The sequence below is a fragment of the Pseudomonas solani genome, from assembly GCF_026072635.1.
GTDB classification, from domain to species: Bacteria; Pseudomonadota; Gammaproteobacteria; order Pseudomonadales; family Pseudomonadaceae; genus Metapseudomonas; species Metapseudomonas solani.
The window spans coordinates 3923956-3950744 of the sequence record NZ_AP023081.1; the positions used below are offsets into that span (position 1 = coordinate 3923956).

Below are 26789 nucleotides of genomic sequence, written 5' to 3' on the forward strand. Positions count from 1 at the left end.
GCCCAGGCAGTACCGGACAAGGACGCCCCCATGCCCTCCACCCTCGAACTCGTCGCCGACCTGGTCAACCTGATCGCCGTGCTGCTGGCCGCGCGCAACAGCGTGCACACCTGGTCCACCGGCATCCTCGGCTGCCTGCTGTTCGGCTGGCTGTTCTTCGGCGCGCAGCTCTATGCCGACGTCACCCTGCAAGGCTTCTTCATCATCACCAGCGCCATGGGCTGGTGGGCCTGGCTGCACGGCAACGCCGGCACCCAGCTGCCGGTGAGCCGCACCGCGCCGGCCAGCCTGTTGCGGATGGCGGCTTTGGCCGTGGTGGTGGCGCTGGCCTATGGCGCGCTGCTGCACCACTTCACCGACGCCTACGCGCCGCTGGTGGATTCCCTGGTGCTGACCTTCAGCGTGCTGGCGCAGCTGCTGCTGATGCGCCGGCGCCTGGAGAACTGGTACGCCTGGCTGCTGGTGAACACCCTGGCGGTGCCGCTCTACGCCTCCCGCGAGCTGTACCTCACCGCCGGGCTCTACACCCTATTCTGGTGCAATGCCTGGTACGGCCTGTACTGCTGGCGCCGCGAGTTGCGCGAAGCCGCCACGCCCCTGGCCGGGCAGGAGCCCGCCTGAGGTGAGCGCGACCTTCCGCACCGGCCTGGTGGTGGGCAAGTTCTCGCCGCTGCACCTGGGCCACGAGCAGGTGATCCGCACCGCCCTGGGGCAATGCCAGCGCCTGCTGCTGCTGTGCTGGTCGCTGCCGGAACTGCCGGGTTGCGATGCCGAGCGCCGCGAACGCTGGTTGCGCCTGCGCTTTCCCGGGGTGCAGGCGGAAGTCGTCACCCCGGCACGCATCCAGGCCTGGCGCGAGCAGGGCAAGAGCCTGCCCGACCTGCCCCACAACGACGCCCCCGAGTTCGAGCCGCGCCAGTTCGTCGCCGAGTTCTGCCAGGCGGTGTTCGGCACCACGGTGGATGCGGTGTTCACCAGCGAAAGCTACGGCGACGGGTTCGCCGAGCACCTGGCAGACGTCTTCGGCCACCCGGTGCGGCACGTCTGTGTCGACCAGCAGCGCCTTGCCGTGCCCGTCTCCGGCACCCGGCTGCGCGCCGATCCCCATGGGCTGCGCGGCTTCCTCGCCCCCGAGGTGCACGCCGACTTCGTCGAGCGCATCGTCTTCCTCGGTGGTGAATCCACCGGCAAGAGCAGCCTCGCCATCGCCCTGGCCGAAGCACTCGACGCCCCCTGCGTGGCCGAGTTCGGCCGCGAGCACTGGGTGGCGAAGGACGGCGCCCTGGAGTACGACGACCTGCTGCACATCGGCCGTACGCAGATGGCGCGGGAAGACCGGGCGGCGTTTGAGGCCGCGCGCTACCTGGTCTGCGACACCTCGGCGCTGACCACCCTGTTCTACAGCCACGCGATGTTCGGCCGCGCCGAAGCCGAACTCGCCACCCTGGCCGACCGCCCCTACACCCACAGCTTCCTCTGCGCCGACGACTTCCCCTTCGTGCAGGACGGCACCCGCCAGGACGAAACCTTCCGCCGCCGGCAGCAGGCCTGGTACCAGGCCGAGCTGCAGCGCCGCGGCTGGCCCTACCAGGTGCTCACCGGCCCGCTGGACGCGCGGGTGCAGCAGGTGCTGGCCCATCTGCGCGACGCCTCCCCGGGCTGAAGCCCGGGCTACGGGGCGGCTCCTGTGGGAGCGGATTCATCCGCGATCGATGCGACGACGATGCACGGCCCGTAGGTTGGCGCCGAGCGCAGCGAGGCCCAACGCAGCGGAGCCGGGCATCGCGATGTTGGGTTTCGTTCCTCTACCCAACCTACGGTGAGCCATGCCCTGCCGAGTTGCTGCCGACATGCAGTGCTTCCCTTTCTCGTAGAGATCGAAGACTATTCCGTCTTGCGTATTACGCGTCGCGTAATATTTTGGTCGGCATGATCAAGTCCTTCGCATGCAAGCACACGCATCTGCTCTACCAAGGCTACTGCCCGCCACGCTTTGCGGCGATCCGCCAGCAGGCCGAGCGCAAGTTGCAGATGCTTGAATCAGCGCTGTCCATTGAGTTCCTGCGCTCGCCGCCGGGAAACCGCCTGGAGGCCCTGAGGGCGGGCGTGCCGGGCAGTACAGCATCCGCATCAACGACCAGTGGCGGCTGTGCTTCCGCTTCGAGCAGGGTCATTGCCATGACGTCGAGATAGTCGATTACCACTGAGGTTCTGAAATGGCCAAGAACGGCATGCGTCCCATCCACCCCGGTGAAATCCTCCGCGAGGAATTCCTCGAGCCGCTGGGTATGAGCGTCAACGCGCTGGCCAATGCCTTGCGCGTTCCGGCTACCCGCCTGCACGAGATCGTCAAGGAGCGCCGCGCCGTTTCCGCTGACACCGCATTGCGCTTGGCTCGCTATTTCGGTGGCGAGGCGCAGTCGTGGCTCAACCTGCAGGCTGCCTTCGATCTGCGTGTGGCCGAGCTGGACCACGGTGCGGAGATCGAGGCTGGCATCACGCCCAGGGTTGCCTGATGTAGGTTGGCGCCGAGCGCAGTGTGGCCCGACGGTGAGGAGGTGGGGCGTCGGAGCGGATGCGCCTTCCCTAACCGAGCTTCTCTGCCCAGGTGGCGAGAAAGGTCGGCAGGTATCTATCGATCACGAAACGCGGGTTGGGCTGGGCGTCTTCGTGGAAGCCGCGCAGCACGAAGCCGGCTTCCAGCTGGCCGCCGATCTGCTCCGCCAGGCTGTGGCCGAACACCAGTGCTTCGCCGCGCTCGCGCTTGGCCGCCAGTTCCTCCGGGCTCAGGTCGTCGAGGTCGGAGTAGGGCAGGGTGAAGCGCGGCTTGATCAGGCCCTGTTCGGCATGGCGCGGGTCACGGTCGGCGACGAACACCACCGGGTTGTAGAAGCTCGACAGCAACCGGCCACCGGGGCGCAGCACACGGAAGCACTCGCGCCAGACCGGGCGGATATCCGGCACGTAGAGGTTGGAGATGGGGTGGAACACGCAGTCGAAGCGCGCGTCGGCCAGGGCCGAGAGGTCGCGCATGTCGCCCTGCAAGGTCTCCAGCTGCAGGCCGTCGCGCTCGGCCACCTCGCGGTCGCGGGCGAGCTGCTCGGCGGAGGCGTCCAGCACCAGCACCTCGGCACCGGCGGCGGCCAGCACCGGGGCCTGCTGGCCACCGCCCGACGCCAGGCAGAGGATGCGCAGCCCACGCACCTCGGGGAGCCAGCCAGCGGGCAATGGGCCGGGGGTGAGGCGCACCTGCCAATCGCCCGCGCGGGCGGCGGCGATGGTGGCGGTGTCCACGGGGCGCGACCATTCGCAGTGCTGCCGGGCCTGGCGGTCCCAGGCGGTGCTGTTGTGTTCGAGGATGTCCAGTGCGGGCTTCTGGCGGGTCATGGGGCGTTCCTTGCGGGGGTGGTCGAGGGCACAAGGGTGAAGTGTCGTGGCCGGTTTGAAAACCGGAAACGTGCAGCGGGGGTTCAACCCGGCGGCCCCGGGCGTTAAGGTGCGCGGTCAGCAAACGGCAAATGGAGCGCCACGATGAGCCTTCACGGCACCTACGATCCGCAGAACGTCTTCGCCCAGATCATTCGTGGCGAGGCCCCTTGCTACACGCTCTATGAAGACGACGACGTGCTCGCCTTCCTCGATATCTTCCCGCAGTCCTACGGCCACACCCTGGTGATCCCCAAGCGTTCGGCGGCGCGCAATATCCTCGATATCGACGGCGACGCCCTGGCCAAGGTCATGGCCGTGGTGCAGCGCCTGGCCCGCGTGCTGGTGGAGGAGCTGGAGCCGGCCGGCGTGCAGGTGGCGCAGTTCAACGGCGCCCCGGCGGGGCAGACGGTGTTCCATATCCACATGCACATCGTTCCCCGTTTCGAGGGCGAGTCCCTGGGCATCCATGCCAGCAAGAAGGCCGATCCGGCCGAGCTGGAAGCGCTGCAGGCGCGCTTGCTCAAGCGCCTCTGAAGTCCGGGGTGTGCCGCGACGACCGGCCTCGAAACCGGTCATTTGCGCGTTATCAGCCGATGATTCGGCCTTTTTAGCCGCACATAAGCCGATTTTCCCGGTCGTCCGCCTGTGTCCTGGCTGCGGCGCCGAGCATCTATAACAACATTGAAGGACTCGTTTGTAGGCTTAATCCTACATATCGAGGCGTTTTCGCCACCTTCAGCGGGCTTTTCCCAACTCGCTCCATGCGCCGGCCGATGGTCTGACGCAGCGGCGCCGATGCCCCGGAAAGACCCGCTCTGTGGCAGAATTCGCGGCTTGCGTGAGAGGCCGTTGCTATCCTTCGGCGACCCGCGAGCGGGCCCCAGTGCCCCGTCGCCGTGAAGCCTCCGGCGTGCCCGCTACAACAAGGATTCGCTGTTCCATCCCGCCAGGCGGGGTGAGCCTTTTTCCAATGCTGGTCGAGCCTTCGCCCAGCGCCCAACTGCCCAACCGGCTGTGCCTGCTCACAGCCCAGTAACGAGAGGATCGACCGTGCACAAAGTCGTGATCAGTGGCACCGGCCTTTACACCCCGTCCCAGAGCATCTCCAACGAAGAACTGGTGGCCTCGTTCAACGCCTACGTCCAGGCGTTCAACGCCGAGAACGCCGCTGCCATCGAGCGTGGCGAAGTCGAGGCGCTGAGCGAATCCAGCGTTGCCTTCATCGAGAAGGCGTCGGGGATCAAGAGCCGCTTCGTGATGGACAAGGACGGCATCCTCGACCCGCAGCGCATGGTTCCGCGCCTTCCCGAGCGCTCCAACGAAGAGTGGGGCGTGCTCTGCGAAATGGCCGTTGGTGCCGCCAAGCAGGCCCTGGAACGCGCCGGCCGCACCGCCGCCGACATCGATGGCGTGATCGTCGCCTGCTCCAACCTGCAACGCGCCTACCCGGCCGTGGCCATCGAGGTCCAGGCCGCTCTGGGCATCCAGGGCTTCGGCTACGACATGAACGTCGCCTGCTCCTCGGCCACCTTCGGCATCCAGGCGGCGACCACCGCCGTGCAGACCGGCCAGGCCCGCGCCATCCTCATGGTCAACCCGGAAATCTGCACCGGCCATTTGAATTTCCGTGACCGCGACAGCCACTTCATCTTCGGCGACGCGGCCACCGCGGTGATCATCGAGCGTGCCGACCAGGCCACCTCGAAGTACCAGTTCGACATCGTCGGCACCAAGCTGCTGACCCAGTTCTCCAACAACATCCGCAACAACTTCGGCTTCCTCAACCGCGCCGCGGAAGAGGGCATCGGCGCCCGCGACAAGCTGTTCGTGCAGGAAGGCCGCAAGGTGTTCCGCGACGTCTGCCCGATGGTCGCCGAGCTGATCGCCGCGCACCTGCAGGAGAACGAGCTGGACGTCGCCGACGTGAAGCGCTTCTGGCTGCACCAGGCCAACCTCAACATGAACCTGCTGATCGCCCGCAAGCTGCTGGGCCGTGACGCCGAGGCCGAAGAGGCGCCGGTGATCCTCGACACCTACGCCAACACCAGCTCCGCCGGTTCGGTGATCGCCTTCCACACGTACCAGGACGACCTGCCCAGCGGTTCCCTGGGCGTGCTCAGCTCCTTCGGCGCCGGCTACTCCATCGGCAGCGTGATCCTGCGCAAGCACTGATGGCCGCCCCTGCGGACAGCGAGCTGCTGCCCCGCCTGCGGGCGGGGAGCAGCGGGCCTTCCGCGAACTCATCGATACCTACCAGGGCGCCATGCGCGCCGTGGCCTTCGCCATCGTCGGCAGCCCCCATGCCGACGAAGTGGTGCAGGACGCCTGGCTCGCCGTGGTGCGCAGCCTGGACGGTTTCCAGCAGCGCTCCAGCCTCAAGACCTGGCTGCTGACCATAGTCGCCAACACCGCCCGCACCCGCCTCAAGCAGAGCCGCCGCGAAGTCCTGCTCGACGACCTGCCCGCGCCCCACGGCACAGTGGATGACACGCGCTTCGCCGCCAACGGCCACTGGTTGGCCGGCCCCGCCACCTGGCACGAGGATTCCCCCGAGGCCCTGCTGGCCGAGGAGGAGCTGCGCGAGTGCCTGGAGAAGACCCTGCTGAGCCTGTCCGACCTGCAGCGCAGCGTGTTGCTGCTGCGCGAGCGCCAGGGCCTGGAATTGCAGGAGATCTGTAACCTGCTGGAGGTTTCCCTCTCCAATGTCCGGGTGCTGTTGCACCGTGGGCGCCTCAAGCTGTTCGCCACCCTGGAGCATTTCGAGGAGACGGGCCAATGCTGAACTGCCGGGAGCTGGTCGCCCGATCCAGCGACTACATCGACGGCCAACTGGGTTTCGTGCAGCGACTGGGCGTGCGCCAGCACCTGCTGATCTGCCCCCATTGCCGGTGCTTCCTCGCCCAGCTGAACCTCACCCGTGAAGTGCTCAGGCAATTGCCCGAAGCGGGCCCGGAAGGCGATGAAAAACTGGCCGAACGGCTCGCCCGGGCACGCCAGGAAGCCCCCTGAGCCAGGTCATCGCGCCGTAATATTTCAGTCGTGTTGTCATATTCGGCGGCGCACCCCTCTGCGACAACTTGCCGCTTCGCTTGCCCGCAAAGCCCGTCCTAGAGCGGTTTTTCCTATATTCCCAATGGCGATGAAAAAGTTCCTTTGTCATAAAACATTTATCTAAAAGCAACTGAGCTGAAATAACCCCCCGCCAACATTCCCCCCCAGCACAAACGAGCCCAACGCTCGGGTGTTTTCCAGCACTAAAGACCAACAGGGGAATCTTCGATGATCCGTAAGCACTTCGCCGGTTTTGCCGCCAGCGCCATGGCTCTGGCCATTTCCGCCCAGGCTTTCGCTGGTACCGTCACCACCGACGGCACCGACATCGTTATCAAGACCAAGGGCGGCCTTGAAGTCGCTACCACCGACAAATCCTTCGCCTTCAAGCTGGGTGGCCGCCTGCAAGCCGACTACGGTCGCTTCGATGGCCTGTACACCCGCAACGGCGACACCGGTGACGCTGCCTACTTCCGCCGCGCCTACCTGGAACTCTCCGGCATCGCCTACACCGACTGGGCTTACGCCGTTGCCTATGACTTCTCCGAGAACTCCGGCAACAGCAGCGGTGCTGCCAACAGCGGTAACTTCGACGAAGCCTCGATCAGCTACACCGGCTTCAACCCGATCACCATCCGCGTCGGTCGTTTCGACCCCGACTTCGGCCTGGAGAAAGCCACCAGCTCCAAGTGGGTGACCGCTCTCGAGCGTAACGCCATGAACGAAGTGATCGACTGGGCGAACACCCACCAGGACGGCCTCGGTGTTCAGGTCCAGGCTCTGATCAGCAACTACGCTTACGTCTCCACCAGCCTGACCAGCAAAGACGCCAACGACGACGAAGGCGACAGCGTCAAGCAGTTCAACGCCCGTGGCGTATTCGCCCCGATGGCCGAAGCCGGCAACGTGCTGCACTTCGGTGTGAACTTCGCCCAGCGCAAACTGGACGACGTAGCCGGTGCCGACGTTCGCTACCGCTCCCGTCTGGGCATGCGTGGCGTGGACACCAACGGTGGTAACGCTTCCGGCAACCTGGGCAACCGCGCTGTATTGGCCGGTACCAACTCCGCCACGTCCTTCTGGGATGACGACACCGCCTTCGGCCTGGAAGCTGCTTTCGCCTCTGGCCCGTTCTCCATCCAGGGTGAGTGGATGAAGCGCGAGACCGACTCCGCTGGCGCCCAGTCCGACCTGGAAGCCGATGGCTTCTACGTCCAGGCCGCCTACACCCTGACCGGTGAAGCGCGTGGCTACAAAATGGGCAAGTTCGACGCCATCAAGCCTGCCAACAAGCAGACCGGCGCCTGGGAAATCTACTACCGCTACGACAGCATCTCGGCTGACAACGACGTTGCCGTGCTGGCCGCTGCCAACCAGACCTTCCTGCGTGATGCCGAAGACACCGAAGCCAAGGTCCACAACATCGGTGTGAACTGGTACGCCAACGAAGCGGTGAAAATCAGCGGCATGTACACCAAGGCCAAGACCGACCACTTCACCAACCGTGTGGGTGATGACAGCGGCGACGGCTTCGTGGTCCGCGCTCAGTACGTGTTCTAAGCCATACCGTTCATCCGCTCCTTCTTGAGCCCCGCTTCGGCGGGGCTTTTTTATGGGCGTGTTTTTCGCGATGTCCGGGAGGGGGCAAGGGGTCGCAGGCTGGGTAGAGGCACGAAACCCAACGATGCGAGGTCCAGCCCCGCTCCGTTGGGCCTCGCTGCGCTCGGCGCCAACCTACGGCGGAGCCCTCTGGGCTCATCGCGGATGAATCCGCTCCCACGGTGGGTGCGCATGTTCTTGTGGGAGTGGATTCAACCGCGAAAGAACATCGTCGATGAATTCTCTGCGACAGGCTTTTTTTCGCCGGCGCCGCAGGCCAGACTTGTCGCCATGCCGATCCAGACCCTTTCCCGCCTTTCCGAAGTCGATGCCGCCAGCTGGGATGCCCTGCTGAAGGACGACCAACCCTTCCTGCGCCATGCCTTCCTCGCCACCCTGGAGGACAGCGGCAGCATCGGTGGGCGCAGCGGCTGGTGGCCGGCCCATCGCCTGTTGCGCGGTGCGGGCGGCGAACTGCTCGCGGCCATGCCGGCCTATGTGAAGGCGCATTCCTATGGCGAGTACGTGTTCGACTGGGGCTGGGCCGATGCCTGCCAGCGCGCCGGCATCGACTACTACCCCAAGCTGCTCGCCGCTGTGCCCTTCTCGCCGGTGCGGGGTGCACGCCTGCTGGGCCATGACGAGGCGGCTGCGGCGCAGCTGATCGACGCGCTGGTTCCTGAGCTGGAGGTGGCGGGGCTGTCCGGGCTGCACATCAACTTCACCGACGCCTTCGCCGATGCCCGCCTGCAAGGCCGCGAGCAGTGGCTGGAGCGCCTGGGCTGCCAGTACCACTGGCACAACCGCGGCTATCGCGACTTCCAGGATTTCCTCGACGCCTTCTCTTCGCGCAAGCGCAAGCAGGTGCGCAAGGAACGCGAGCAGGTGGCGGGGCAGGGGATCGCGTTCGAGTGGCGCGAAGGGAATGAGCTGAGCGAGGCGGAATGGGATTTCGTCTACGCCTGCTACGCCAACACCTATGAGGTGCGCGGCCAGGCGCCGTACCTGACTCGGGTGTTCTTCAGCCTGCTGGCCGAACGCATGCCCCAGGCCATTCGCGTGGTGCTGGCGAAGCAGGGCGCGCGGCCGGTGGCCATGGCCTTCTCGTTGATGGATTCGGGGTCGCTGTACGGGCGTTACTGGGGCTGCCTGGCGGAGTTCGACCGGCTGCATTTCGAGACCTGCTTCTACCAGGGCATCGACATGGCCATCGCCGCCGGGTTGCCGCGCTTCGACGCCGGCGCCCAGGGCGAGCACAAGCTGATCCGTGGCTTCGAGCCGGTGATTACCCGCTCCTGGCATTACCTTCTGCACCCCGGCCTGCGCGAGGCGGTGGCGGGCTTCCTGGAGCAGGAGCGCCCCGCGATCCTCCGTTATGCCGAAGAGGCGCGGGGCATGCTGCCGTATCGCAAGTCGGGGGAGTGAGCCCCGGTCGTCGATGGGGATCAGCTGTTGCTGACGCTGCCGCCCCATTCGAGGAACTTCATCTTGTGCACTTCACCCTTGCTGTCTTCGTAGACCAGCACCACGGGCACGACGCCGGATTTGCTGGTGTTGTCGGTGCGGTAGATGACTTTCTGCACGTCCACGTTCATGCCGTAGTGGTACTCAACGGCGGTCAGTTCAGCGCCCGGCTCGCGGCTTTCGGCGGCGAAGACGGCGGGGGCCAGGCTGGAGAGGACGGCGGTAACGGCGGCTGCGATTTTCATGCTGATCTTTCCTCGATTGGGCGGTTGGAAAGCTTCAACTGAAACCCGGTGCGCGATGGCTTCCTGCTACGGGTTTGGGTTGCTGCTTTGTACGGGGCCTATATGACCACCGCCGTTTTCATCGCGGAAATTGATGGTTGTTGTAGTCGAGATCATCGGTATCGATAGTGGGTTCGTCGTGGCGAAACCCACGGGGGGCAGCGTGTTTGGGGTGGCCATCGCGGCCCCGTTCATCACCGCTGGTGGATGGGTGAAGCGGCATCCACCCTACGTGTGCGCCGCCTCGGGGTCGCTCGTGACGTAGGGTGGAGGTCGCTCTTTACCTCCACCGTGCGGAGGTCGGGTCAGTGCTCGGGCTGCGTTTAGTCGACCCCGACGAAGCCGCCGGTCTGGTGGTGCCAGAGGCGGGCGTAGAGGCCGCGCTGGGCGAGGAGTTCGGTGTGGCTGCCGCTTTCCACCACGCGGCCCTGGTCGAGCACCACCAGGCGGTCCATGCGGGCGATGGTGGAGAGGCGGTGGGCGATGGCGATCACCGTCTTGCCCTGCATGAGGGTTTCCAGGCTTTCCTGGATCGCCGCTTCCACTTCCGAGTCGAGGGCCGAGGTGGCTTCGTCGAGGATCAGGATCGGCGCGTCCTTGAGCAGCACGCGGGCGATGGCGATGCGCTGGCGCTGGCCGCCGGAGAGCTTCACGCCGCGCTCGCCGACATGGGCGTCGAAGCCGGTGCGGCCCTGGGCGTCGGAGAGGTAGGGGATGAACTCCGCCGCGCGGGCCTTGCGCACCGCTTCCCAGAGTTCCTCGTCAGTGGCGCCGGGCTTGCCGTAGAGCAGGTTGTCGCGGATCGAACGGTGCAGCAGGGAGGTGTCCTGGGTGACCATGCCGACCTGCTCGCGCAGGCTTTCCTGGGTGATCCGGGCGATGTCCTGGCCGTCCACCAGGATGCGCCCGCTGTCCAGGTCGTAGAGGCGCAGCAGCAGGTTGACCAGGGTGGATTTGCCGGCGCCGGAGGGGCCGACCAGGCCGATCTTTTCGCCGGGGCGTACCTCCAGGTCGAGCCCTTCGAACACCGTGCGGCCCTTGCCGTAGTGGAAGCCGATGTGCTCGAAGCGCACCTCGCCACGGGGCACCTGCAGGGGCTTGGCGTCGTCGTGGTCCTGCACGTCGCGGGGCTGGGCGATGGTCTGCATGCCGTCCTGCACCTGGCCGATGTTCTCGAAGATGCCGCTGACCACCCACATGATCCAGCCGGACATGTTGTTGATGCGGATGACCAGGCTGGTGGCCAGGGCGATGGCGCCGACAGTGATGATGTCCTGGGTCCACAGCCACAGGGCGAAGCCGGTGGTGCCGACGATCAGCACGCTGGAGAGGGTGGTGATGACCACGTCCATGCCGGTGACCATGCGGTTGGTCTGCTGCACGCGGTGCACCTGCTCGCTCAGGGCTTCGCGGGCGTACTGCTCTTCCAGGCTGGTGTGGGCGAACAGCTTGAGGGTGGTGATGTTGGTGTAGCCGTCGACGATGCGCCCCATCAGCCGCGAGCGCGAGTCCGAGGCGGCCACCGAGCGCAGCTTGACCCGGGGCACGAAGTACCAGAGTGCAGCGATGTAGCCGGCGATCCACAGCAGCAGCGGGATCATCAGGCGCCAGTCGGCCTCGGCGAACAGCACCAGGGCGCTGACGGCGTAGATCAGCACGTGCCAGATGGCGTCCACCGCCTGCACCGCCGAATCACGCAGGGAGTTGCTGGTCTGCATGATGCGCTGGGCGATGCGCCCGGCGAAGTCGTTCTGGTAGAACGACAGGCTCTGCTTGAGCACGTAGCGGTGGTTCTGCCAGCGGATCAGGTTGGTCAGGCTGGGGTTGATGCTCTGGTGCACCAGAAGGTCGTGCAGGCCGTTGAAGATCGGCCGCAGGATCAGCGCCACCACCAGCATCCAGATCAGCTCGTTGGCGTGGTCGGCGAAGAAGGTGTCGGCCGCGCTGTGCTGGGCCAGGTCGATGATGCGGCCGAGGAAGCTGTAGAGGGCGACGTCGATCAGGGCGACCACCAGGCCCACCAGCAGGAGGATCGCGAACACCCCCCAGACCTGGCGCAGGTAGTGGAGGTAGAACTTCACCACGGTGCGTGGTGGCGTGGTGTCGGGAGCGGGTTTGAAGGTGTCGATCAGGTGTTCGAAACGGCGAAACATCCTTCGGGTCCTTGTCGGGGGAGCGGCCCGCCAGGGTGACGGGCCGCCGTGGTTCAGAGCCGCTTGGCGGAGACGATCACCACCGGTTTCAGCGGTACGTTCTGGTGCATGCCACGGTTACCGGTGGGCACGTTGGCGATCTGGTCGACCACGTCGAGGCCGCGTACCACCTTGCCGAACACGGCGTAGCCGAAGCCACGGGCACCGTGGTCCAGGGCCGGGTTGTCGCGGTGGTTGATGAAGAACTGGCTGGTGGCCGAGTCGGTGGCCTGGGTGCGCGCCATGGCGATGGTGCCGCGCACGTTGTGCAGGCCGTTGTCGGCTTCGTTCTTGATCGCGGGACGGGTGCTCTTCTCATCCATGGCGGCGTCCATGCCGCCGCCCTGGATCATGAAGCCGGGGATCACCCGGTGGAACACGGTGCCGTCGTAGAAGCCGGCGTCCACGTAGTCGAGGAAGTTCTTCACGGTGATCGGCGCCTTGGCGTCGTCCAGCTCCAGCTCGATCTCGCCGGCCGTGGTGTTGATCAGCACATGGGGCTTGTCGGCCGCCATGAGGTTGGCAGTGAACATCAGGGCGCAGGCCGCGAGGGCGATTTTCTTCAGCATTGTCATTGGTCCTTGTGGGCCGCGACTTCTTCGAGGAAGCCGAGGAGGGTGGCGTTGAAGCGTTGTGGTTGATCCAGGGGCGTGGCGTGGCGGGAGTCTTCGATGACCACCAGGCGCGCGTTGGGCATTTCCCTTACGTAGGCTTCCTTCTGCGCGACCGGCGTGTAGTCGCGATCGGCCGTGATCACCAGCGTAGGACAGGTGATGCGGCCGAGGCGTTCCCGCACGCCCCAGCCGATGATGGCGTCGAGGGAGGCGAGATAGGCGCGCTTGTCGTTCTGTGGCCAGCGCTCCTCCACCTTGCGCCGCAGCTCGGCCTGTTCCGGGCGGGGGAACAGCAGCCGCGCCAGGGCCTTGGCGATGGTGTCCAGGCTCATCAGCCGCGAAAGCGTCCAGCGCCGCGCCACTTCCCAGTATTCGCGCGGGCTGCGGGGCTTCACCTCGGGCCCGCTGTTGACGATGGTCAGGCTCTGCAGCAGGTCGGGGCGGTCGACGCCGAGCTGGAAGCCGATCATCCCGCCCATGCTGATGCCCACCAGGTGCACCGGCGGCAGTTGCAGGTGTTCGATGAGGGCGGCGACGTCATCGGCGAAGTCGGCGATGGCGTAGGGGCCCTCGGGCTTGTCGGAGCGGCCGTGGCCGCGCACGTCGAGGGCGATCACCCGGTAGTGCGCGGCCAGCACCGGTATCTGGTATTCCCAGTCGCGGGTGCTGGAGCCGAGGCCATGCACCAGCAGCAGGGGCGCGCCGTGGCCGTATTCCTCGTAGTGCAGCTGACAGTCGTCGTTATCGAACCAGGACATGGTCGTCTCTCCCTCAGGCGTTGGGCAGGGGGCGGCGAAGGGCGCGTTGAGCGGCGCCGAGTCGAAGGTCTTGATCAGCTCGACGAGTATCTGCGAGGCCGGGCCGAGGGCCTTTTCCTTGTTGGCATAGAGGAAGAACCCGGGGTGGCGGGTGGCGCCCTGGTCCATGGGCAGCGGCTTGAGCAGGCCGTCCTTGAGTTCGCGCTCGATGATGTGGCGCGGCAGCCAGGCGAAGCCCAGGCCGTTGCTGACGAAGTTGGCGGCGGTGGCCAGGCTGCCCACCGTCCAGCGCTGCTCGGCGCCGAGCCAGCCGACATCGCGGGGCTGGGTGCGGCCGGAGTCGCGGATCACCACCTGCAGCTGGGTTTCCAGGTCATGGAAGGTGACGTCGCGCTGCAGGCGGTGCAGCGGGTGGTCGGGGTGGGCGACGGCGACGAACTCGACGTTGCACAGTTCGGTGCCGAGGTAGCCGGGGATGTTGAGGCCGGTGATGGCCAGGTCGGCGGTGCCTTCGAGCAGCACTTCCTCCACGCCGGAGAGCACCTCCTCGCGCAGGCGCACGCGGCAGCCGCGGCTCTGCGGCATGAAGGCGGCCAGGGCACGCAGCAGGCGCGCGGTGGGGTAGGCGGCGTCGACCACCAGGCGCACCTCGGCCTCCCAGCCCTGCTCCATGTGGTGGGCGAGCTCTTCCAGCTGGCTGGCGGATTTCACCAGTTGCCGCGAGCGCCGCAGCAGCACTTCGCCGGCTTCGGTGAGCACGGCCTTGCGCCCGTCGATGCGCAGCAGCGGCACGCCCAGTTGTTCCTGCATGCGGGCCACGGTGTAGCTGACCGAGGATTGCGAACGGTGGGTGGCTTCCGCCGCCTGGGCGAAGCCGCCATGGTCGACCACCGCTTGCAGGGTCCGCCACTGATCCAGTGTTACCCGGGGCGCTTTCATGCCTTGCTCCTTCTTCTTGTGTATCGGTCAGGAAACATGCGGCTGTGCCGATGACCTCGCCTGACGCTCTGTGTAAGCTGGCGGTCCCGCGCTGGAGACCCCCAATGAAAAGAATGCTCTGTGCCGTCCTGGCCTGCCTGCCCGTCGCCGCCTTCGCCTACCCCATCGAGGTGGAGAAGCAGTACAACGGCAGCGAGATCTCCTATACGACCGACGATATCGATCACAACATGGGCTCGATCAACGTCTACAACCTGGGCGAGGCCCGCGCCGAGTGCACGGTGCGCTTCGTCAACGGACCGGAGACGCCGAAGATCCGCCGCGCGGTGATCGACGGCGGCAAGAGCGTCTACCTCACCGCCAAGTTCAACCGCAGCATCATCCGCTTGCGCATTGGCCTCACCTGTAAGCCTGCCTGAGCGAAATATCCCATAGAGAAGTCAGCACTGGGCTCCAGCCTAGTGAGGGCTTCCTTATAAATCAATTTTGTCGATTGTTAGTAGCGGATTAATTCACTTTTTTATCGAATTGTGTCTGGATAACCTGCGCTCCATCGAATCCCACCCCACTTATCGATGGAGCAGCAAACATGTCCAACGTCCTCGTGATCGAAAGCAGCGCCCGCCAGCAGGGTTCCGTGTCCCGCGACCTGACCCAGGCCTTCATCGCCCAGTGGCAGGCCGCGCACCCAGCCGACCAGGTCAAGGTCCGCGACCTGGCCGTGGAGCAGGTGCCGCACCTGGATGCCGACCTGCTGGGTGGCTGGATGAAGCCCGCCGACCAGCACAGCGAAACCGAACAGGCCGCCCTGCAGCGCTCCAACCTGCTGACCGAGGAACTGCTGGCCGCCGACGTGCTGGTACTGGCCGCGCCCATGTACAACTTCGCCATCCCCAGCACCCTGAAGGCCTGGCTGGACCATGTGCTGCGGGCCGGCGTCACCTTCAAGTACACCGAGACCGGTCCCCAGGGCCTGCTCACCGGCAAGCGCGCCTACGTGCTGACCGCCCGTGGCGGCGTATACGCCGGCGGCCCGTTCGACCATCAGGAGCCCTATCTGCGCCAGGCCCTGGGCTTCATCGGCATCCACGATGTGTCGTTCATCCATGCCGAGGGCATGAACATGGGCGCCGAGTCCCAGGAAAAGGGCATCGCCCAGGCCAAGGCCCAGGTGGCCAAGGTCGCCTGACGCCACACCGCTTCGCTCCACTCCTTTGTGCTCATCCCTTGCCCGGCCCCATGGCCGGGCTTTTTTATGGGCGCTCGCTTCCCGTAGGAGCGAGCTCTGCTCGCGAAGCTGTAGGAGCGAATTCATTCGCGATGCTTTTGCAGGCTGAGCTTCAGCATGGGCTCGGGTTTGGCAGCATGGGTTTCGCGGAACTCGCGGAACGCCGCCCGACTCATCCACGGGGGGCTGGGCGGGTGTAGGGGGGCGTGGGCTTCAGCCCACCGCTCTTTTCCGGTCAGGAGTTGGGGCGGACCTGGCAGCATGGGTTTCGCGGAGCTCTACCCATCCTACGGGCTTTCGTTTGGCTGTGGATTGGAGTGCGCACTGGTCTTGGCGTGCCTTACGGGCTCTCGTCGGAAGGGCTCCTGGTAGGAAGGTGCCGCTTTCAGGCCTGCCGATGCCGGGTTGGTCCCAGCGGGCCCGCCGGCGGGTGGGTAAGCTTTCCCTGGTGGCGGCGAGCGGGTATTTTCGCCGGCTGCAATCAGAGGCCTGCCATGTCTTCGTTCATTTCTCCACCCGTTGCGGTGCGGCCATGAGGCTGTCCGGGCGCGGTGTCGCGCTGTCCCTTACCGCGTCGGTGCTGTTCGCCCTGATGCCTGGCTACGTGCGTGAGCTGGCGCCGCTGGATGGCGTGCAGATCTTCGCCCAGCGGGTGCTTTGGTCGATTCCGGCGGTGTTGTTGCTGGTGGCGTTGATGAGGCAATGGGCGGTATTGCGTGATGTGCTCGTGCGCCTGCGCCGGGAGCCGTTGCTGCTGGCGGCCTTGCCATTGGCCGCGCTGTTGATCGGGTTGCAGTGGGGCCTGTTCCTCTGGGCGCCGTTGCAGGGGCGGATGCTGGAGGTGTCCCTCGGCTACTTCCTGCTGCCCCTGGTGATGGTGCTCTGCGGGCGCCTTTTCTATAACGAGCGCCTGCGCCCGCTGCAGCTGCTGGCGGTGCTCTGTGCCGTGGCCGGCGTGCTCCACGAGCTGTGGATGACCCGCGCCTTCTCCTGGCTGACCCTGGTCACCGCGCTGGGCTACCCGCCATATTTCATGATGCGCCGCTGGATGCGCCTGGACGCGCTGTCCGGTTTCATCCTGGAGATGGCGGTGCTGGCGCCGCTGGCGGCCTGGCTGATCATCGCCCATGGCCCGGAGGGGGCTTTCGTCCAGGCACCGCAGCTGTGGTGGCTGATTCCCGGCCTGGGCCTGCTCGGCACCCTGGCCTTCGCCGCGATGATGGCCTCCAGCCGGCTGCTGCCGCTGGGGTTGTTCGGCATCCTCAGCTATGTGGAACCGGTGCTGCTGTTCGCGGTGGCGGTGGCGTTCCTGGGCGAGGCCTTCGACCCGGCGCAGTTCTGGACCTACCTGCCGATCTGGCTGGCGGTGCTGCTGATCGGCTGGGACAGCGCACAGCTGCTGCGCAAGCAGGCGCGCCAGGAACGGGCTGCTCGCGCCCTCAACTGAGGGCCGTAGCGCCCGGGTGATCGGCCAGCGCGGCCAGCACCTGGTCGCGCAGCAGCGGGGCGAGGTCGGCGGGCGGGGTGGCGCCCGGGGCCAGCCAGGCCAGTTCTTCCAGTTCGGCTGCCGCGGCCACCGGCTGCGACAGGCGACCGATGAAGATTTCTGCATCCACCCAGGTATCGGGTTCGTTGGCCGCGGGCGCGCGGAAGCGGCCGAGGGGCTGCAGCGCGCTGGCGTCCATCTCCAGGTCGAGTTCTTCGAGCAGCTCCCGCTGCAGGGCGGCGAGGGCGGTTTCGCCGGGTTCGCGCTTGCCGCCGGGCAGCATGAAGGCGCGCGTGCCGCGTTTGCGTACCAGCAGCAGGCGCTGGTCGGCGTCGAGCAGGCAGGCGGCGGAGAGGATCAGGGTGGTCATGGATTGGGGGCTTCCGGCAGCAGTTTGTAGTGCAGCTGCACCACGCCGGTGGCGAAGCTGCGTTGTTCGTGGAGTTGCAGGCGTCGCTCCAGCCCGGTGGCGAACATCTGGATGCCGGCGCCGAGCAGGTGCGGGACGACGCTGACGATCAACTCGTCGATCAGCCCGGCCGCGTAGCAGGTACCGGCCAGGGAGCCACCGCCCACCAGCCAGACGCGTTTGCAGCCGGCCTCGGCCAGCTCCGCCAGGGCTTCGGCCGGGGTGCTATGGGCGATGCGGACCTGGGACGCTGCGGGTTCGAGCTCCGCGCGGGTGAGCACGGTACAGGGCTTGCCCGGGTAGGGCCAGGCGCCGCCCATGGCCAGCACGGTTTCGAAGGTGCCGCGACCCATCAGCAGGCCATCGATGCTGTCGTAGAAGGCGCCGTAGCCGTGGTCATCGCCGGATTGCTCCAGCGGCTGCAGCCAGTCGACGCTGCCGTCGGGGCGGGCGATGTAGCCGTCCAGGGTGGCGGCGACGTAGTAGATCAGCGATGCGCTCATGCAGGGCTCCGACGGGTGGGCTGTGGCCGGCGGTGAAATCCGTCGGGGACTGAAGCTGTTGGAGTGGAGCACGGCCCTGTGGGTTCAGCAATCGCCGCAACGTCGGGAAATCAGCGTGGGGCGCACAGAATTCGGGTGTTCGGGCGCGACAACCGGTAACCTATGCAGCTGTTTTTCAAGCTTTCGATCGAGGTAGCACCCGTGTTCTCCCAATTCGCCCTGCACGAACGTCTGCTCAAGGCCGTGGCCGAGCTGAAATTTGCCGAACCGACGCCCGTGCAGCAGGCGGCCATTCCCCCGGCGCTGGAAGGGCGCGACCTGCGCGTGACCGCGCAGACCGGCAGCGGCAAGACCGCCGCCTTCGTGCTGCCGCTGCTCAATCGCCTGATCGGCGAGGCCAAGCCGCGCGAGCGCATCCGTTCGCTGATCCTGCTGCCGACCCGCGAGCTGGCCCAGCAGACCCTGAAGGAAGTGGAGCGTTTCTCCCAGTTCACCTTCATCAAGTCCGGCATCGTCACCGGCGGTGAGGACTTCAAGGTGCAGGCCGCCATGATGCGCAAGCTGCCCGACGTGCTGGTGAGCACCCCGGGCCGCCTGATCGAGCACCTCAATGCCGGCACCGTCGACCTCAAGGAAGTCGAAGTGCTGGTGCTGGACGAAGCCGACCGCATGCTCGACATGGGCTTCGCCGAGGACATGCAGCGCATCACCGCCGAGTGCGCCAACCGCAAGCAGACCCTGCTGTTCTCCGCCACCACCGGTGGCGCGGCGCTGCGCGACGTCTCGGCCAAGGTGCTGAACGACCCGCTGCACCTGCGCCTGAACGGCGTCGAGCAGCTCAACGAGTCGACCCGCCAGCAGATCATCACGGCCGACGACATCGCCCACAAAGAGGCCATCGCGCGCTGGCTGCTGGCCAACGAGGACTACCAGAAGGCCATCGTCTTCACCAACACCCGTGCCCAGGCCGACCGTTTCTACGGCCACCTGGTGGCGGCCGGTTACAAGGCCTTCGTGCTCCATGGCGACAAGGACCAGAAGGACCGCAAGATGGCCATCGACCGCGTGCGCGAGGGCGGCACCAAGGTGCTGGTGGCCACCGACGTGGCAGCCCGTGGCCTGGACATCCAGGGCATGGACCTGGTGATCAACTTCGACATGCCGCGCTCCGGTGACGAGTACGTGCACCGTGTCGGCCGTACCGGCCGTGCCGGTGGCGAAGGCACCGCCATTTCGCTGATCTGCCACAACGACTGGAACCTGATGTCCAGCGTCGAGCGCTACCTCAAGCAGAGCTTCGAGCGCCGTGTGATCAAGGAGCTCAAGGGCAGCTACAGCGGCCCGAAGAAGGTCAAGGCCTCCGGCAAGGCGGCCGGCGTGAAGAAGAAAAAGACCGACAAGAAAGCCGGCGACAAGAAGGCCTCGGCCAAGCCGGCCGCCAAGCGCAAGCCGTCCGGCCCGCGCCGCGACGAGTCCAAGGTGGTCAGCGCCGACGGCCTGGCGCCGCTGAAGCGCAAGAAGCCCGCGGCCGAGTGATCCGTCCGTTAGCGCGTGGCCTGCCGGTGGCGTTGCTGCCGTGGCTGGCCACAGCCGAGGCCCAGGTGTACCGCTGCACCCGGGCCGACGGCGGGGTGGAATTCACCGACCGCGGTTGCGGAACCCTCGAACCCTCCCGTTCGGGCGGGTTGGTGGACGGCCTGCCCTCCCTGCATTCCCTCCTGGACGTCGCCCCGGCGTTCATCCCCTACGGCCTCAGCCTCTGGCAACTGCTGGCGCTGGTCTACCTGGCGATGAGCCTGGTCTGCTTCATCGCCTACTGGCGTGACAAGCGCTTCGCCGTGGCCGGTGCCCAGCGCACACCGGAGTCGCGGCTGCACCTGTACGAGCTGCTCGGTGGCTGGCCGGGCGGCCTGCTGGCGCAGCGGCTGATCCGCCACAAGAACCGCAAGCTGTCCTACCAGGTGAAGTTCTGGCTGATCGTCGCCCTGCACCTGGGCGTGCTGGGCTGGTGGCTACTGGGACACTGAGGCGCCCACTAGGCCGCCGCTGCGAGGACGGTCAAGGTCGGGATTGGCCCGTGCAGGCTTGCCAGGCTTTGCTAGGGTCGATGAGCTGGAGCGAGGCTGCTCCCCACACGCTCATCCACCGCAGGGAACCAAGAACCGATGAAGCTCACCCGTACCCTTCTCGCCGCCGCGCTGTGCATGGGGCTGGCCGGCACCACCCTCGCCACCGAACTCAAGCACTGGCCGGCGCCGGCCGCCAAGCAGCTCGACGCGTTGATCGCGGCCAACGCCAACAAGGGCGCCTACGCGGTGTTCGACATGGACAACACCAGCTACCGCTACGACCTGGAGGAGTCCCTGCTGCCCTTCCTCGAAGCCAAGGGCGTGCTGACCCGCGAGAAGCTCGACCCCTCGCTCAAGCTGATTCCCTTCAAGGACGTGAAGGGCCACAAGGAAAGCCTCAACAGCTACTACTACCGCCTCTGCGAACTCGACGACCTGGTCTGCTACCCCTGGGTGGCCCAGGTGTTCTCCGGCTTCACCCTGCGCGAGCTGAAGGGCTATGTCGACGAGCTGCTGGCCTCCGGCAAGCCGGTGCCGGCCACCTATTACGAAGGCGACGAGGTCAAGACCATCGAGATCAACCCGCCCAAGCTGTTCACCGGCCAGCAGGAGCTGATGAACAAGCTGCGGGAGAACGGCATCGAGGTGTACATCATGACCGCCGCGCTGGAGGAACTGGTGCGCATGGTCGCCGCCGATCCCAAGTACGGCTACAACGTCAAACCGGAGAACGTCATCGGCGTCACCACGCTGCTCGAGGACCGCAAGACCGGCACCCTGACCACCGCGCGCAAGCAGATCGAGGAAGGCAAGTACGACGAGAAGGCCAACCTCGACCTGGAGATCACCCCCTACCTGTGGACCCCGGCCACCTGGATGGCGGGCAAGCAGGCGGCCATCCTCACCTACATCGATGAATGGAAGAAGCCCATCCTGGTGGGCGGTGACACGCCGGACAGCGATGGCTACATGCTCTTCCACGGCACCGACGTGGAGAAGGGCGGGCTGCGCGTGTGGGTGAACCGCAAGGCCAAGTACATGGACCAGATCACCGCCATGCAGAAGAAGAACGCCGAGGCCCAGGCGAAGCTCGGCCTGCCGGTCACCGCCGACCGCAACTGGGTGGTGGTGACGCCGGAGGAAATCCAGTAGCCGGCCATCCGCCACGCTGCCATCCCCCTGCGCAACCGCCCCGTCAGCGGCTATGCTGCGAGCTGTAACGCAAGGGGGTGGCATGGGCAGAAGGCTGCTATGTGGCGTGTTGTTGCTCGGGCTTCCCTGGCTGGCCTTGGGGGAGGAGTTGCGCTTCGGGTTCGGTACCCAGAAACCGCCCTATGTCTATGAGGGCGAGGAGCGTGGCCTGGAGTTGGAGATCATCACCGCTGCCGCCAAGGCGGCGGGCTTCACCTTGCAGTACCACTACCTGCCGGCGGAGCGCCTGCACCTGCTGCTGGGGCGCGGCGAACTGGATGGCATCGCCACCACCAGCGAGCACAGCGGTGTGCCGGCCTTCTATTCCGAGCCCTATATCCAGTACCACAACTACGCCATCGCCTTGGCCCGAAACGGTTTCCGCCTGGAAAGCATTGCCGATCTGGGCAAGCACTCGGTCAGTGCCTTCCAGCGGGCGCGCTACCTGCTGGGCGACGAGTTCCAAGCCATGGTGGAGGGAAACCCGCGTTACCGCGAGGAAGCTCAGCAGATCACCCGCAATCGCCTGCTCTACTCAGGCCGCATCGAGGTGGTGATCGGCGACAAGCGCATCATCGACTACCTCAACCGCGAGGTGGTCAGCCAGGTGGACATCAGCCAGCCGATCATCTGGTACGACCTGTTCCCGCCCACCCCCTACAAGGTCGGCTTCCTCCACGCCAACCAGCGCGACCGTTTCAACAAGGGGTTGCAGATGATCCGCGACAGCGGCGAATACCGCGCCATCGAGAAGAAGTACGAGCACTACTGAGTGCGCCCGCTCACTCCTGCTTCTGCTTGGCATCGCTTTCGTCGCCGGCCTTGTCGACTTCCTGCTTGCGCTGCTCGGTGACGTTGCACTCGTCGTCACCCTCGCGGGCATCGGTCTTGAGCTTGTCCTGCTTGAGCTCTTCGTTGACCTGCTTGGCCTTCTGCGGGTCGCTCTCGGTGGCCTGGTGCACTTCGGCCGCCAGCTGTTCGCGCTTGGCGGTGGCCTCCTCGGCGCTGCACACGGCCAGGGCCGGCAGGGGGGCGAGCAGGGCAAGGGTGGCGCTCAATGCCAGTAAGCGGTTCATGGTGTTCTCCTTCGGGTGAATCGCACTCCTTAGGGTTGAGCGCCCGCGCGGGACAAAAGTTCAGGCTGTCAGCGCACCCGGTCGCGGCTCTGCACGGCCAGGTCCAGGGCCTTTTGCATGTCCAGTCGCGCCGAGCGGCCGACGTCCTTGTCGTTGAGCTGGTAGTTGCGTTCCGACGGCAGGATGGGCGCGGTGAGGTCCTCGGCGTCCATGGGTTCGAAGTCGTAGTCGCCGCCGATGGTCATGGCGCTGCGGCGCAGCAGCATGCGCACCTGCTCGGGTTGCAGGCGCGGGTTGATCGAGAGCATGGCGGCGACGATGCCGGTGACCATGGGCGTGGCGTAGGAGGTGCCGCAATGCACCTCGCCGGTCGCGTTCTCGCCCCGGGTGGAAGCGCGGGCGCAGGCGGCGGCGGTGATGTCCACGCGCATGTCGATGTTCGAGGAGTCGCGCTTGACCACATAGGCCGGGTCGTCGATGCCCACGTCGTCGCGCTCGCTGCGCTGGTGCCCGCCCACCACCAGCAACTGGTCGGTGATGAAGGAGGAGGGCAGGCGGTATTCGTCGGTGCCGGAGAAGGAGGCGCCGTTGCCGGCGGAGTTGATCACCAGCACGTCCGGGTGTTCCTTGCGCAGCCAGAGGAAGAACTCTTCCAGCAGTTCCTCGTAGCCGCTCATGGCGATGCCCGAGCGCACCAGGGAGTCCACGTCGTCGCCCTTGATGTTCTTCGCGCCGACGCGGTGGATGCCCCAGCTCCAGTTGAGGACGCGCACACCGTCCTCCACCAGGTTCACCGAGGCGGCGACGTTGGCGGTGATGCCGGCGTCGGAGTTGCGCTCCACTATCACCTCGAAGCCGTTGCTGGCCTTGTCCAGCCCGCGCAGGAAGCCGGTGTTGCCGCCCTGGTCCCAGCGCGCGGCGAGTATGCCGGCGACGGTGGAGCCATGGTTGTCGGGCTTGGCCGCATCACGGGCGTAGAGGCAGGTGCGCGGTTGTTCGCCTTTGCAGCCGCCGAGGTAGTCGGCGAAGTCGGGGGCGTCGAAGTCGACGTTGCGCTCGATCACGCCGATGCGCAGCGGGCGTGTGTCCACCGGCGCCTGGCGGGCGGGGATGCGGCGCTGGTAGTAGTTCACCGCATCCATGAAGCGGTTGGCGGCCCACTCGTCCGAGTCCTTGCCGGGCTTGCTCGGCTCCTCCCGCGCGGCCTCGGCCTCCTCGCCCTTCTCGGGAGCGGATTCCTCCACCACCACCGCGTCGACGCTGGTCTCGCTGCCGATGCGCAGGATCAGCGCGTCGCGCTCGGTGAGGTTCTTCACCGGCAGGCGCAGCTGGTAGGTGTTCAGCGGCGGAATGGCGCCCACCACCTTGGCGCCGTACTTGCCGGCCAGGCGCTCGGCCTCCTTGCGGCCGTCGTGGCTTTCCTCGATCAGCAGGCTGACCAGGTCGACGTAGGTGGTCAGCCCATCCATATTCTTCGCCACTTCGGCGGGGCCGGCCGCCAGCACATGGCTGCCGTTCAGCGACAGCCACACCGGGTTGCTGGTGCGCTCGCCGTCCTCGAGCCAGAGCGGGCCGCTTTCGTGCTCGCGGTGGTCCAGGCGCAGTTTCAGGCCGCCCTTGTTGCGGGTCACGCTATCAGCGGGCAGTGGCTTGCCGTCCAGCAGCAGCCGGGGCGTGGCCTCGCCCAGGCCGCTGACCCGCAGGCACCAGTCCTGGCGCTTGTGCTCCAGCAGGTCGCCGCAGCGTTGCAGGGCCTCCATGCGCAAAGGTTCTTCGGCACTGGCGAAGGGGCTGGCGAGGGCCAGGAGCAGGGCGGTGACGGGGGCTTGGTGCAGCGGCATGGGCGGGCCTTGGTAGAGGTTGTCCTGCTGTTCCGACCGCGCGCGCCCGGCTTTCGTTCAGGCTGACCGTTCACCCATCAGGTCGAACCACGGCGGCGCGTGGGCAGTCGGAAACCATAGGACGCCCCATCCCCCACACCTGGAGAAATGCCATGAACAGCTACGACTGGGAGCTCATCGAACTGCTGCTGCACAAGGTGCAGGAGTCGGCCAACGTCAACTTCGCGCCCCGTGAATACGCCGCCGAACTGGCCGAGCAGCGCCAGGCTGCTGGGCGCCAGATTGGCGGCACCCTCGACCACCTGAAGATGCTTGCCGCCGACTACGAACGCATTCTGTTGCAGGGCGGCTATATCGAGTCCCGCCCGGAGAGCGAGGGCGGCAATGGTGAGAACTTTGTCCTCACCGAGCGCGGCAGCCGCCTGCTGGAGCTGATCAACAGCAGCCTGCCCGCCAACCTGCAGTTCCGTGAGCAACTGGCCGAGAAGGGCCAGGCGGCGCTGACGCCGGAAGTGTTCGACGAGTTGTCGGCGAGGGCGGCGCGGGCTTGATTGCCTAGGCCTAGGCGGTGCTGAGGCGGCGCTGCGCGCCGCTGGGCGACTGAAGTCGCCCCTACAGTCGCCCCTGCAAAAAACGCCGTCGGAGCTTCCCCTGTGGGAGCGAATTCATTCGCGATGGGTGTGGTTCGGGCATTTCCGGTCGGGGAAACGCCGAACCGTTGGGCCTCGCTGCGCTCGGCGCCAACCTACGCGCCAACCTGCAGCGACTACATCAATAGATCGGCGGGGTTTCCGGCAGCACGTCCGGGTCGGGGATGAAGGGCATGGCCCAGGGGTCGAGGTTGCGGCCCTGGTGGGCGAGGTCCATCCGCGCCTGCTCCAGCACCCCGGCCAGACGCACCGGGTTGGCGTACTGGGTGCTGCGGATGTGGCCGATATCCAGGACCTTCTCCCCGTGCAGGTCGGTCACGGTGAGGCTGAAGCTGTCGTCTTCCTCATGGGCCAGGGCCTTGCAACCGTAAGGGAGGAAGGCTTCGGTGGCCAGGCGCATGGCAGTGTCCAGGCTGATTGGCGTGGTCATGGCAGTCTCCGGCTGCAGTGCATGAGTTAGGTGGACAGCAGGACGGGGGGAGGCGGTTCCGCCGGGGTGACGAACTGCAGGCGGCCGATTTGGTGAGTCGCCTGTCCCGCCTGGACAGTGCCCAGCGCGCCCCGGGATTGTTACCCTTCGATGACAAGCGCCGCGCAAGACGGCGCTCCTGGTTTCGGAGCTTCGATGAAACGCCTGCTGCTCGCCCTGTCCTGCCTGTTCGCCTGCGCGCCCGCCACCTTGCTGGCCTGGTCCAATCACTCCCTGGGCACCTGGCTGGCCCTGTCCGATCTCCAGGAGCTGCGCCAGGCCGAACCAGTGCAGGTGGAGTCGCTGGAGGCCTTCCTCGCCGCCGAAGGCGTGGCGCTGGAGCAGCTGCTGGACGAGCAGGAGGCCTATGCGCGGGAGAACTTCCCCGGCTACCCGGCCCGCCCCGATGACCTGCGCTGGCTGCCCGACTCGGGCGGTGATCGCCGTCGCGCCTTCTTCATGGCGCTGCGGGTCAACCCGGAGATCCGCCTGGCCAGTTTCGTCCAGGCGCTGCCGGGGCTGCAGCTGCCGGACCATCGCTTCCTGCCCGCCGAGCAGGTGCTGGTATTCCGCAAGCTCAACCTGTGGAACGAGTGGCGCTTCATCGCCCTCTCGCCCGGCGAGCACATCAGCCCGCTGGCGGTGCTGGCCAGCGCGGCGGATGAGCCGGACTACGGCCACGACATCAACCTGTTCAGCGACAACCCGGGCGAGATGGGCGCGCGCTATGGCTTCGGCACCCAGCCGTTCGGCGATTCGCGCTTCGAGTACTCCTCCCAGGCGCCGTTCCACATCGGCTATTACCACGAGTCAGAGCTGATCTTCCGCGCCGCGCCCTTCCTCACCCGCACCTACCCGGAAATGCGCGTGCAGCAGTACCTGGGCCTGGCACGCTTCGCCTTCGAGAGCGGCCACGACTACTGGGGCTACCGCTTCCTCGGCTGGGCGTTGCATTACGTCCAGGACCTGACCCAGCCCTACCACTCCAAGGCACTGCCGGGCGAAAGCACCGCCACCCTGATGTGGACGGCGATCAAGGCCGCCGCCGGCGACACCGCCGACAAGGAGGCGGCCATCGAGCGCGTCGCCACCCGCCACACCGAGGTGGAGAAGTACCAGGCCGATTGGTTGCGCCGCCTGCTGCGCGAAGGCAGCAACGACAGCCCGCTGCTGGCCGCCTACCGCGACCGCTCGGCGGACGCCGACTACCCGCCTTTCGACCTGGGCTACCTGCGGGACGTGGTGTCCCTGGAGGCCTATGACGCCGCCGACGGCTTCGACGATCGCATCGGCGCCTGGCTGGCCAAGGGGCAGCCCGGTGCGGACTTCAGCCAGGGCAACCAGTTGAAGCCGCCAGCCACCGATCCCGAGCTGGATGCGGTGCTGGTGCAGCTGATCCGCCACTTCGCCGGCCACAGCCGCAACCTGGTGCGCACCACCCTGCAGAACCCCTGAGACGGCGCGGCGCACCGGGCCTGGCGGCTCGTCGGGTTGCCCCTGACCTAGGCTGCCATGGGCGAGTGGGCGAACCCCGTGC

At 66.5% G+C, this 26789-nt stretch carries 26 protein-coding genes and 4 pseudogenes; 19 read left to right on the forward strand and 11 right to left on the reverse strand.

All coding sequences use genetic code 11. The features are described 5' to 3' along the window. The first annotated feature begins 30 nt into the window (after positions 1-30). The 4 genes and pseudogenes from pnuC (at position 31) to PSm6_RS17915 (ending at position 2516) form a co-directional block, all read left to right on the forward strand. Entirely contained in the window at positions 31-621 is a 591-nt protein-coding gene (gene pnuC / locus PSm6_RS17900; RefSeq protein WP_263403219.1) for a nicotinamide riboside transporter PnuC, read from the forward strand. A gap of 1 nt (position 622) precedes the next feature. Continuing rightward, positions 623-1663: an AAA family ATPase gene (locus PSm6_RS17905; protein ID WP_265167887.1), complete on the forward strand. Its 1041-nt coding sequence runs from the start codon at positions 623-625 to the stop codon at positions 1661-1663. A gap of 266 nt (positions 1664-1929) precedes the next feature. Further along, positions 1930-2207: pseudogene (locus PSm6_RS17910) on the forward strand (type II toxin-antitoxin system RelE/ParE family toxin). 9 nt (positions 2208-2216) lie between these two features. Next, positions 2217-2516 (forward strand): HigA family addiction module antitoxin, encoded by a 300-nt coding sequence (locus PSm6_RS17915; RefSeq protein WP_043244413.1) that lies wholly within the window; start codon positions 2217-2219, stop codon positions 2514-2516. Between the two features lie 70 nt (positions 2517-2586). Here PSm6_RS17915 and PSm6_RS17920 read toward each other — a convergent pair whose 3' ends face one another. Further along, positions 2587-3387 (reverse strand): class I SAM-dependent methyltransferase, encoded by an 801-nt coding sequence (locus tag PSm6_RS17920; protein ID WP_265167888.1) that lies wholly within the window; start codon positions 3385-3387, stop codon positions 2587-2589. A 144-nt stretch (positions 3388-3531) separates the two neighbouring features. Here PSm6_RS17920 and PSm6_RS17925 point away from each other — a divergent pair, with 144 nt between their 5' ends. From PSm6_RS17925 to PSm6_RS17950, 6 genes and pseudogenes are all read left to right on the forward strand, one after another. Continuing rightward, complete coding sequence (locus PSm6_RS17925; protein ID WP_184490771.1) at positions 3532-3963, forward strand: HIT family protein; 432 nt, start codon at positions 3532-3534, stop codon at positions 3961-3963. 516 nt (positions 3964-4479) lie between these two features. Further along, on the forward strand, positions 4480-5601 hold the full coding sequence (locus tag PSm6_RS17930) for a beta-ketoacyl-ACP synthase III (RefSeq protein ID WP_021219273.1): 1122 nt from the start codon (positions 4480-4482) through the stop codon (positions 5599-5601). Then, positions 5601-6211, forward strand: a pseudogene (locus PSm6_RS17935) (RNA polymerase sigma factor). The gene PSm6_RS17930 and the pseudogene PSm6_RS17935 overlap by 1 nt, the downstream one beginning before the upstream one ends. Then, positions 6205-6438: an anti-sigma factor family protein gene (locus PSm6_RS17940; RefSeq protein ID WP_043244410.1), complete on the forward strand. Its 234-nt coding sequence runs from the start codon at positions 6205-6207 to the stop codon at positions 6436-6438. Before PSm6_RS17935 ends, PSm6_RS17940 begins: the two are co-directional and overlap by 7 nt. A gap of 270 nt (positions 6439-6708) precedes the next feature. After that, the gene (locus PSm6_RS17945; RefSeq protein ID WP_021219276.1) at positions 6709-8040 is read left to right on the forward strand and encodes an OprO/OprP family phosphate-selective porin; all 1332 of its coding nucleotides are present in this window, start codon (positions 6709-6711) and stop codon (positions 8038-8040) included. A 330-nt stretch (positions 8041-8370) separates the two neighbouring features. Next, the gene (locus PSm6_RS17950) at positions 8371-9504 is read left to right on the forward strand and encodes a GNAT family N-acetyltransferase (protein WP_021219277.1); all 1134 of its coding nucleotides are present in this window, start codon (positions 8371-8373) and stop codon (positions 9502-9504) included. Between the two features lie 20 nt (positions 9505-9524). On the opposite strand, the gene PSm6_RS17955 is transcribed toward PSm6_RS17950, so the two are convergent. The 5 genes and pseudogenes from PSm6_RS17955 to PSm6_RS17975 all read right to left on the reverse strand — a co-directional run. Next, positions 9525-9788, reverse strand: coding sequence for a DUF2790 domain-containing protein (locus tag PSm6_RS17955; RefSeq protein ID WP_021219278.1), 264 nt, complete (start codon positions 9786-9788; stop codon positions 9525-9527). A gap of 362 nt (positions 9789-10150) precedes the next feature. Further along, a complete protein-coding gene (locus PSm6_RS17960; RefSeq protein WP_265167889.1) occupies positions 10151-11980 on the reverse strand; it encodes an ABC transporter ATP-binding protein in 1830 nt (609 codons plus the stop codon). Positions 11981-12033: 53 nt separating this feature from the next. Beyond that, entirely contained in the window at positions 12034-12588 is a 555-nt protein-coding gene (locus PSm6_RS17965; RefSeq protein WP_043244407.1) for a peptidylprolyl isomerase, read from the reverse strand. A 2-nt stretch (positions 12589-12590) separates the two neighbouring features. Next, complete coding sequence (locus PSm6_RS17970) at positions 12591-13391, reverse strand: alpha/beta fold hydrolase (protein ID WP_021216942.1); 801 nt, start codon at positions 13389-13391, stop codon at positions 12591-12593. A gap of 12 nt (positions 13392-13403) precedes the next feature. After that, a pseudogene (locus PSm6_RS17975) lies at positions 13404-14330 on the reverse strand (LysR family transcriptional regulator); the annotation flags it as partial. 104 nt (positions 14331-14434) lie between these two features. Here PSm6_RS17975 and PSm6_RS17980 point away from each other — a divergent pair. From PSm6_RS17980 to rarD, 3 genes are all read left to right on the forward strand, one after another. After that, positions 14435-14749: a hypothetical protein gene (locus tag PSm6_RS17980; RefSeq protein WP_031286869.1), complete on the forward strand. Its 315-nt coding sequence runs from the start codon at positions 14435-14437 to the stop codon at positions 14747-14749. Positions 14750-14919: 170 nt separating this feature from the next. After that, a complete protein-coding gene (locus PSm6_RS17985; RefSeq protein WP_265167890.1) occupies positions 14920-15519 on the forward strand; it encodes an FMN-dependent NADH-azoreductase in 600 nt (199 codons plus the stop codon). 571 nt (positions 15520-16090) lie between these two features. Beyond that, positions 16091-17005 (forward strand): EamA family transporter RarD, encoded by a 915-nt coding sequence (rarD, locus tag PSm6_RS17990; protein ID WP_043244402.1) that lies wholly within the window; start codon positions 16091-16093, stop codon positions 17003-17005. On the opposite strand, the gene PSm6_RS17995 is transcribed toward rarD, so the two are convergent. Together PSm6_RS17995 and PSm6_RS18000 are read right to left on the reverse strand one after the other, a co-directional pair. Further along, positions 16998-17414, reverse strand: a complete 417-nt coding sequence (locus PSm6_RS17995) for an NUDIX hydrolase (protein ID WP_043244400.1) — start codon at positions 17412-17414, stop codon at positions 16998-17000. The two genes, rarD and PSm6_RS17995, sit on opposite strands and share 8 nt — an antisense overlap. After that, the gene (locus PSm6_RS18000) at positions 17411-17956 is read right to left on the reverse strand and encodes a dihydrofolate reductase family protein (protein ID WP_265167891.1); all 546 of its coding nucleotides are present in this window, start codon (positions 17954-17956) and stop codon (positions 17411-17413) included. The genes PSm6_RS17995 and PSm6_RS18000 overlap by 4 nt, the downstream gene beginning before the upstream one ends. 201 nt (positions 17957-18157) lie before the next feature. Between PSm6_RS18000 and PSm6_RS18005 the strand changes: the two genes are divergently transcribed. From PSm6_RS18005 to PSm6_RS18020, 4 genes and pseudogenes are all read left to right on the forward strand, one after another. Next, positions 18158-19492, forward strand: coding sequence for a DEAD/DEAH box helicase (locus PSm6_RS18005; RefSeq protein ID WP_031286867.1), 1335 nt, complete (start codon positions 18158-18160; stop codon positions 19490-19492). Positions 19493-19704: 212 nt separating this feature from the next. After that, positions 19705-19983 (forward strand): annotated as a pseudogene (locus tag PSm6_RS18010) (DUF1294 domain-containing protein); the annotation flags it as partial. Positions 19984-20121: 138 nt separating this feature from the next. Beyond that, positions 20122-21177, forward strand: a complete 1056-nt coding sequence (locus PSm6_RS18015; protein ID WP_371876953.1) for an HAD family hydrolase — start codon at positions 20122-20124, stop codon at positions 21175-21177. 82 nt (positions 21178-21259) lie between these two features. Beyond that, the gene (locus PSm6_RS18020) at positions 21260-21988 is read left to right on the forward strand and encodes a substrate-binding periplasmic protein (protein WP_037020943.1); all 729 of its coding nucleotides are present in this window, start codon (positions 21260-21262) and stop codon (positions 21986-21988) included. A 10-nt stretch (positions 21989-21998) separates the two neighbouring features. Here the strand turns inward: PSm6_RS18020 and PSm6_RS18025 are convergent, their stop codons facing one another. Together PSm6_RS18025 and PSm6_RS18030 are read right to left on the reverse strand one after the other, a co-directional pair. Continuing rightward, the gene (locus tag PSm6_RS18025; RefSeq protein WP_265167892.1) at positions 21999-22292 is read right to left on the reverse strand and encodes a hypothetical protein; all 294 of its coding nucleotides are present in this window, start codon (positions 22290-22292) and stop codon (positions 21999-22001) included. Between the two features lie 68 nt (positions 22293-22360). Next, positions 22361-24133, reverse strand: coding sequence for a S8/S53 family peptidase (locus PSm6_RS18030; RefSeq protein WP_265167893.1), 1773 nt, complete (start codon positions 24131-24133; stop codon positions 22361-22363). Positions 24134-24285: 152 nt separating this feature from the next. On the opposite strand from PSm6_RS18030, the gene PSm6_RS18035 reads away from it, so the two are divergent. After that, positions 24286-24684, forward strand: a complete 399-nt coding sequence (locus PSm6_RS18035; protein ID WP_263403236.1) for a transcriptional regulator — start codon at positions 24286-24288, stop codon at positions 24682-24684. Positions 24685-24904: 220 nt separating this feature from the next. On the opposite strand, the gene PSm6_RS18040 is transcribed toward PSm6_RS18035, so the two are convergent. After that, on the reverse strand, positions 24905-25213 hold the full coding sequence (locus PSm6_RS18040; RefSeq protein WP_021216928.1) for a hypothetical protein: 309 nt from the start codon (positions 25211-25213) through the stop codon (positions 24905-24907). Between the two features lie 204 nt (positions 25214-25417). On the opposite strand from PSm6_RS18040, the gene PSm6_RS18045 reads away from it, so the two are divergent. Beyond that, entirely contained in the window at positions 25418-26707 is a 1290-nt protein-coding gene (locus tag PSm6_RS18045; protein ID WP_371877134.1) for a phospholipase, read from the forward strand. The last annotated feature ends 82 nt before the right edge of the window (positions 26708-26789 follow it).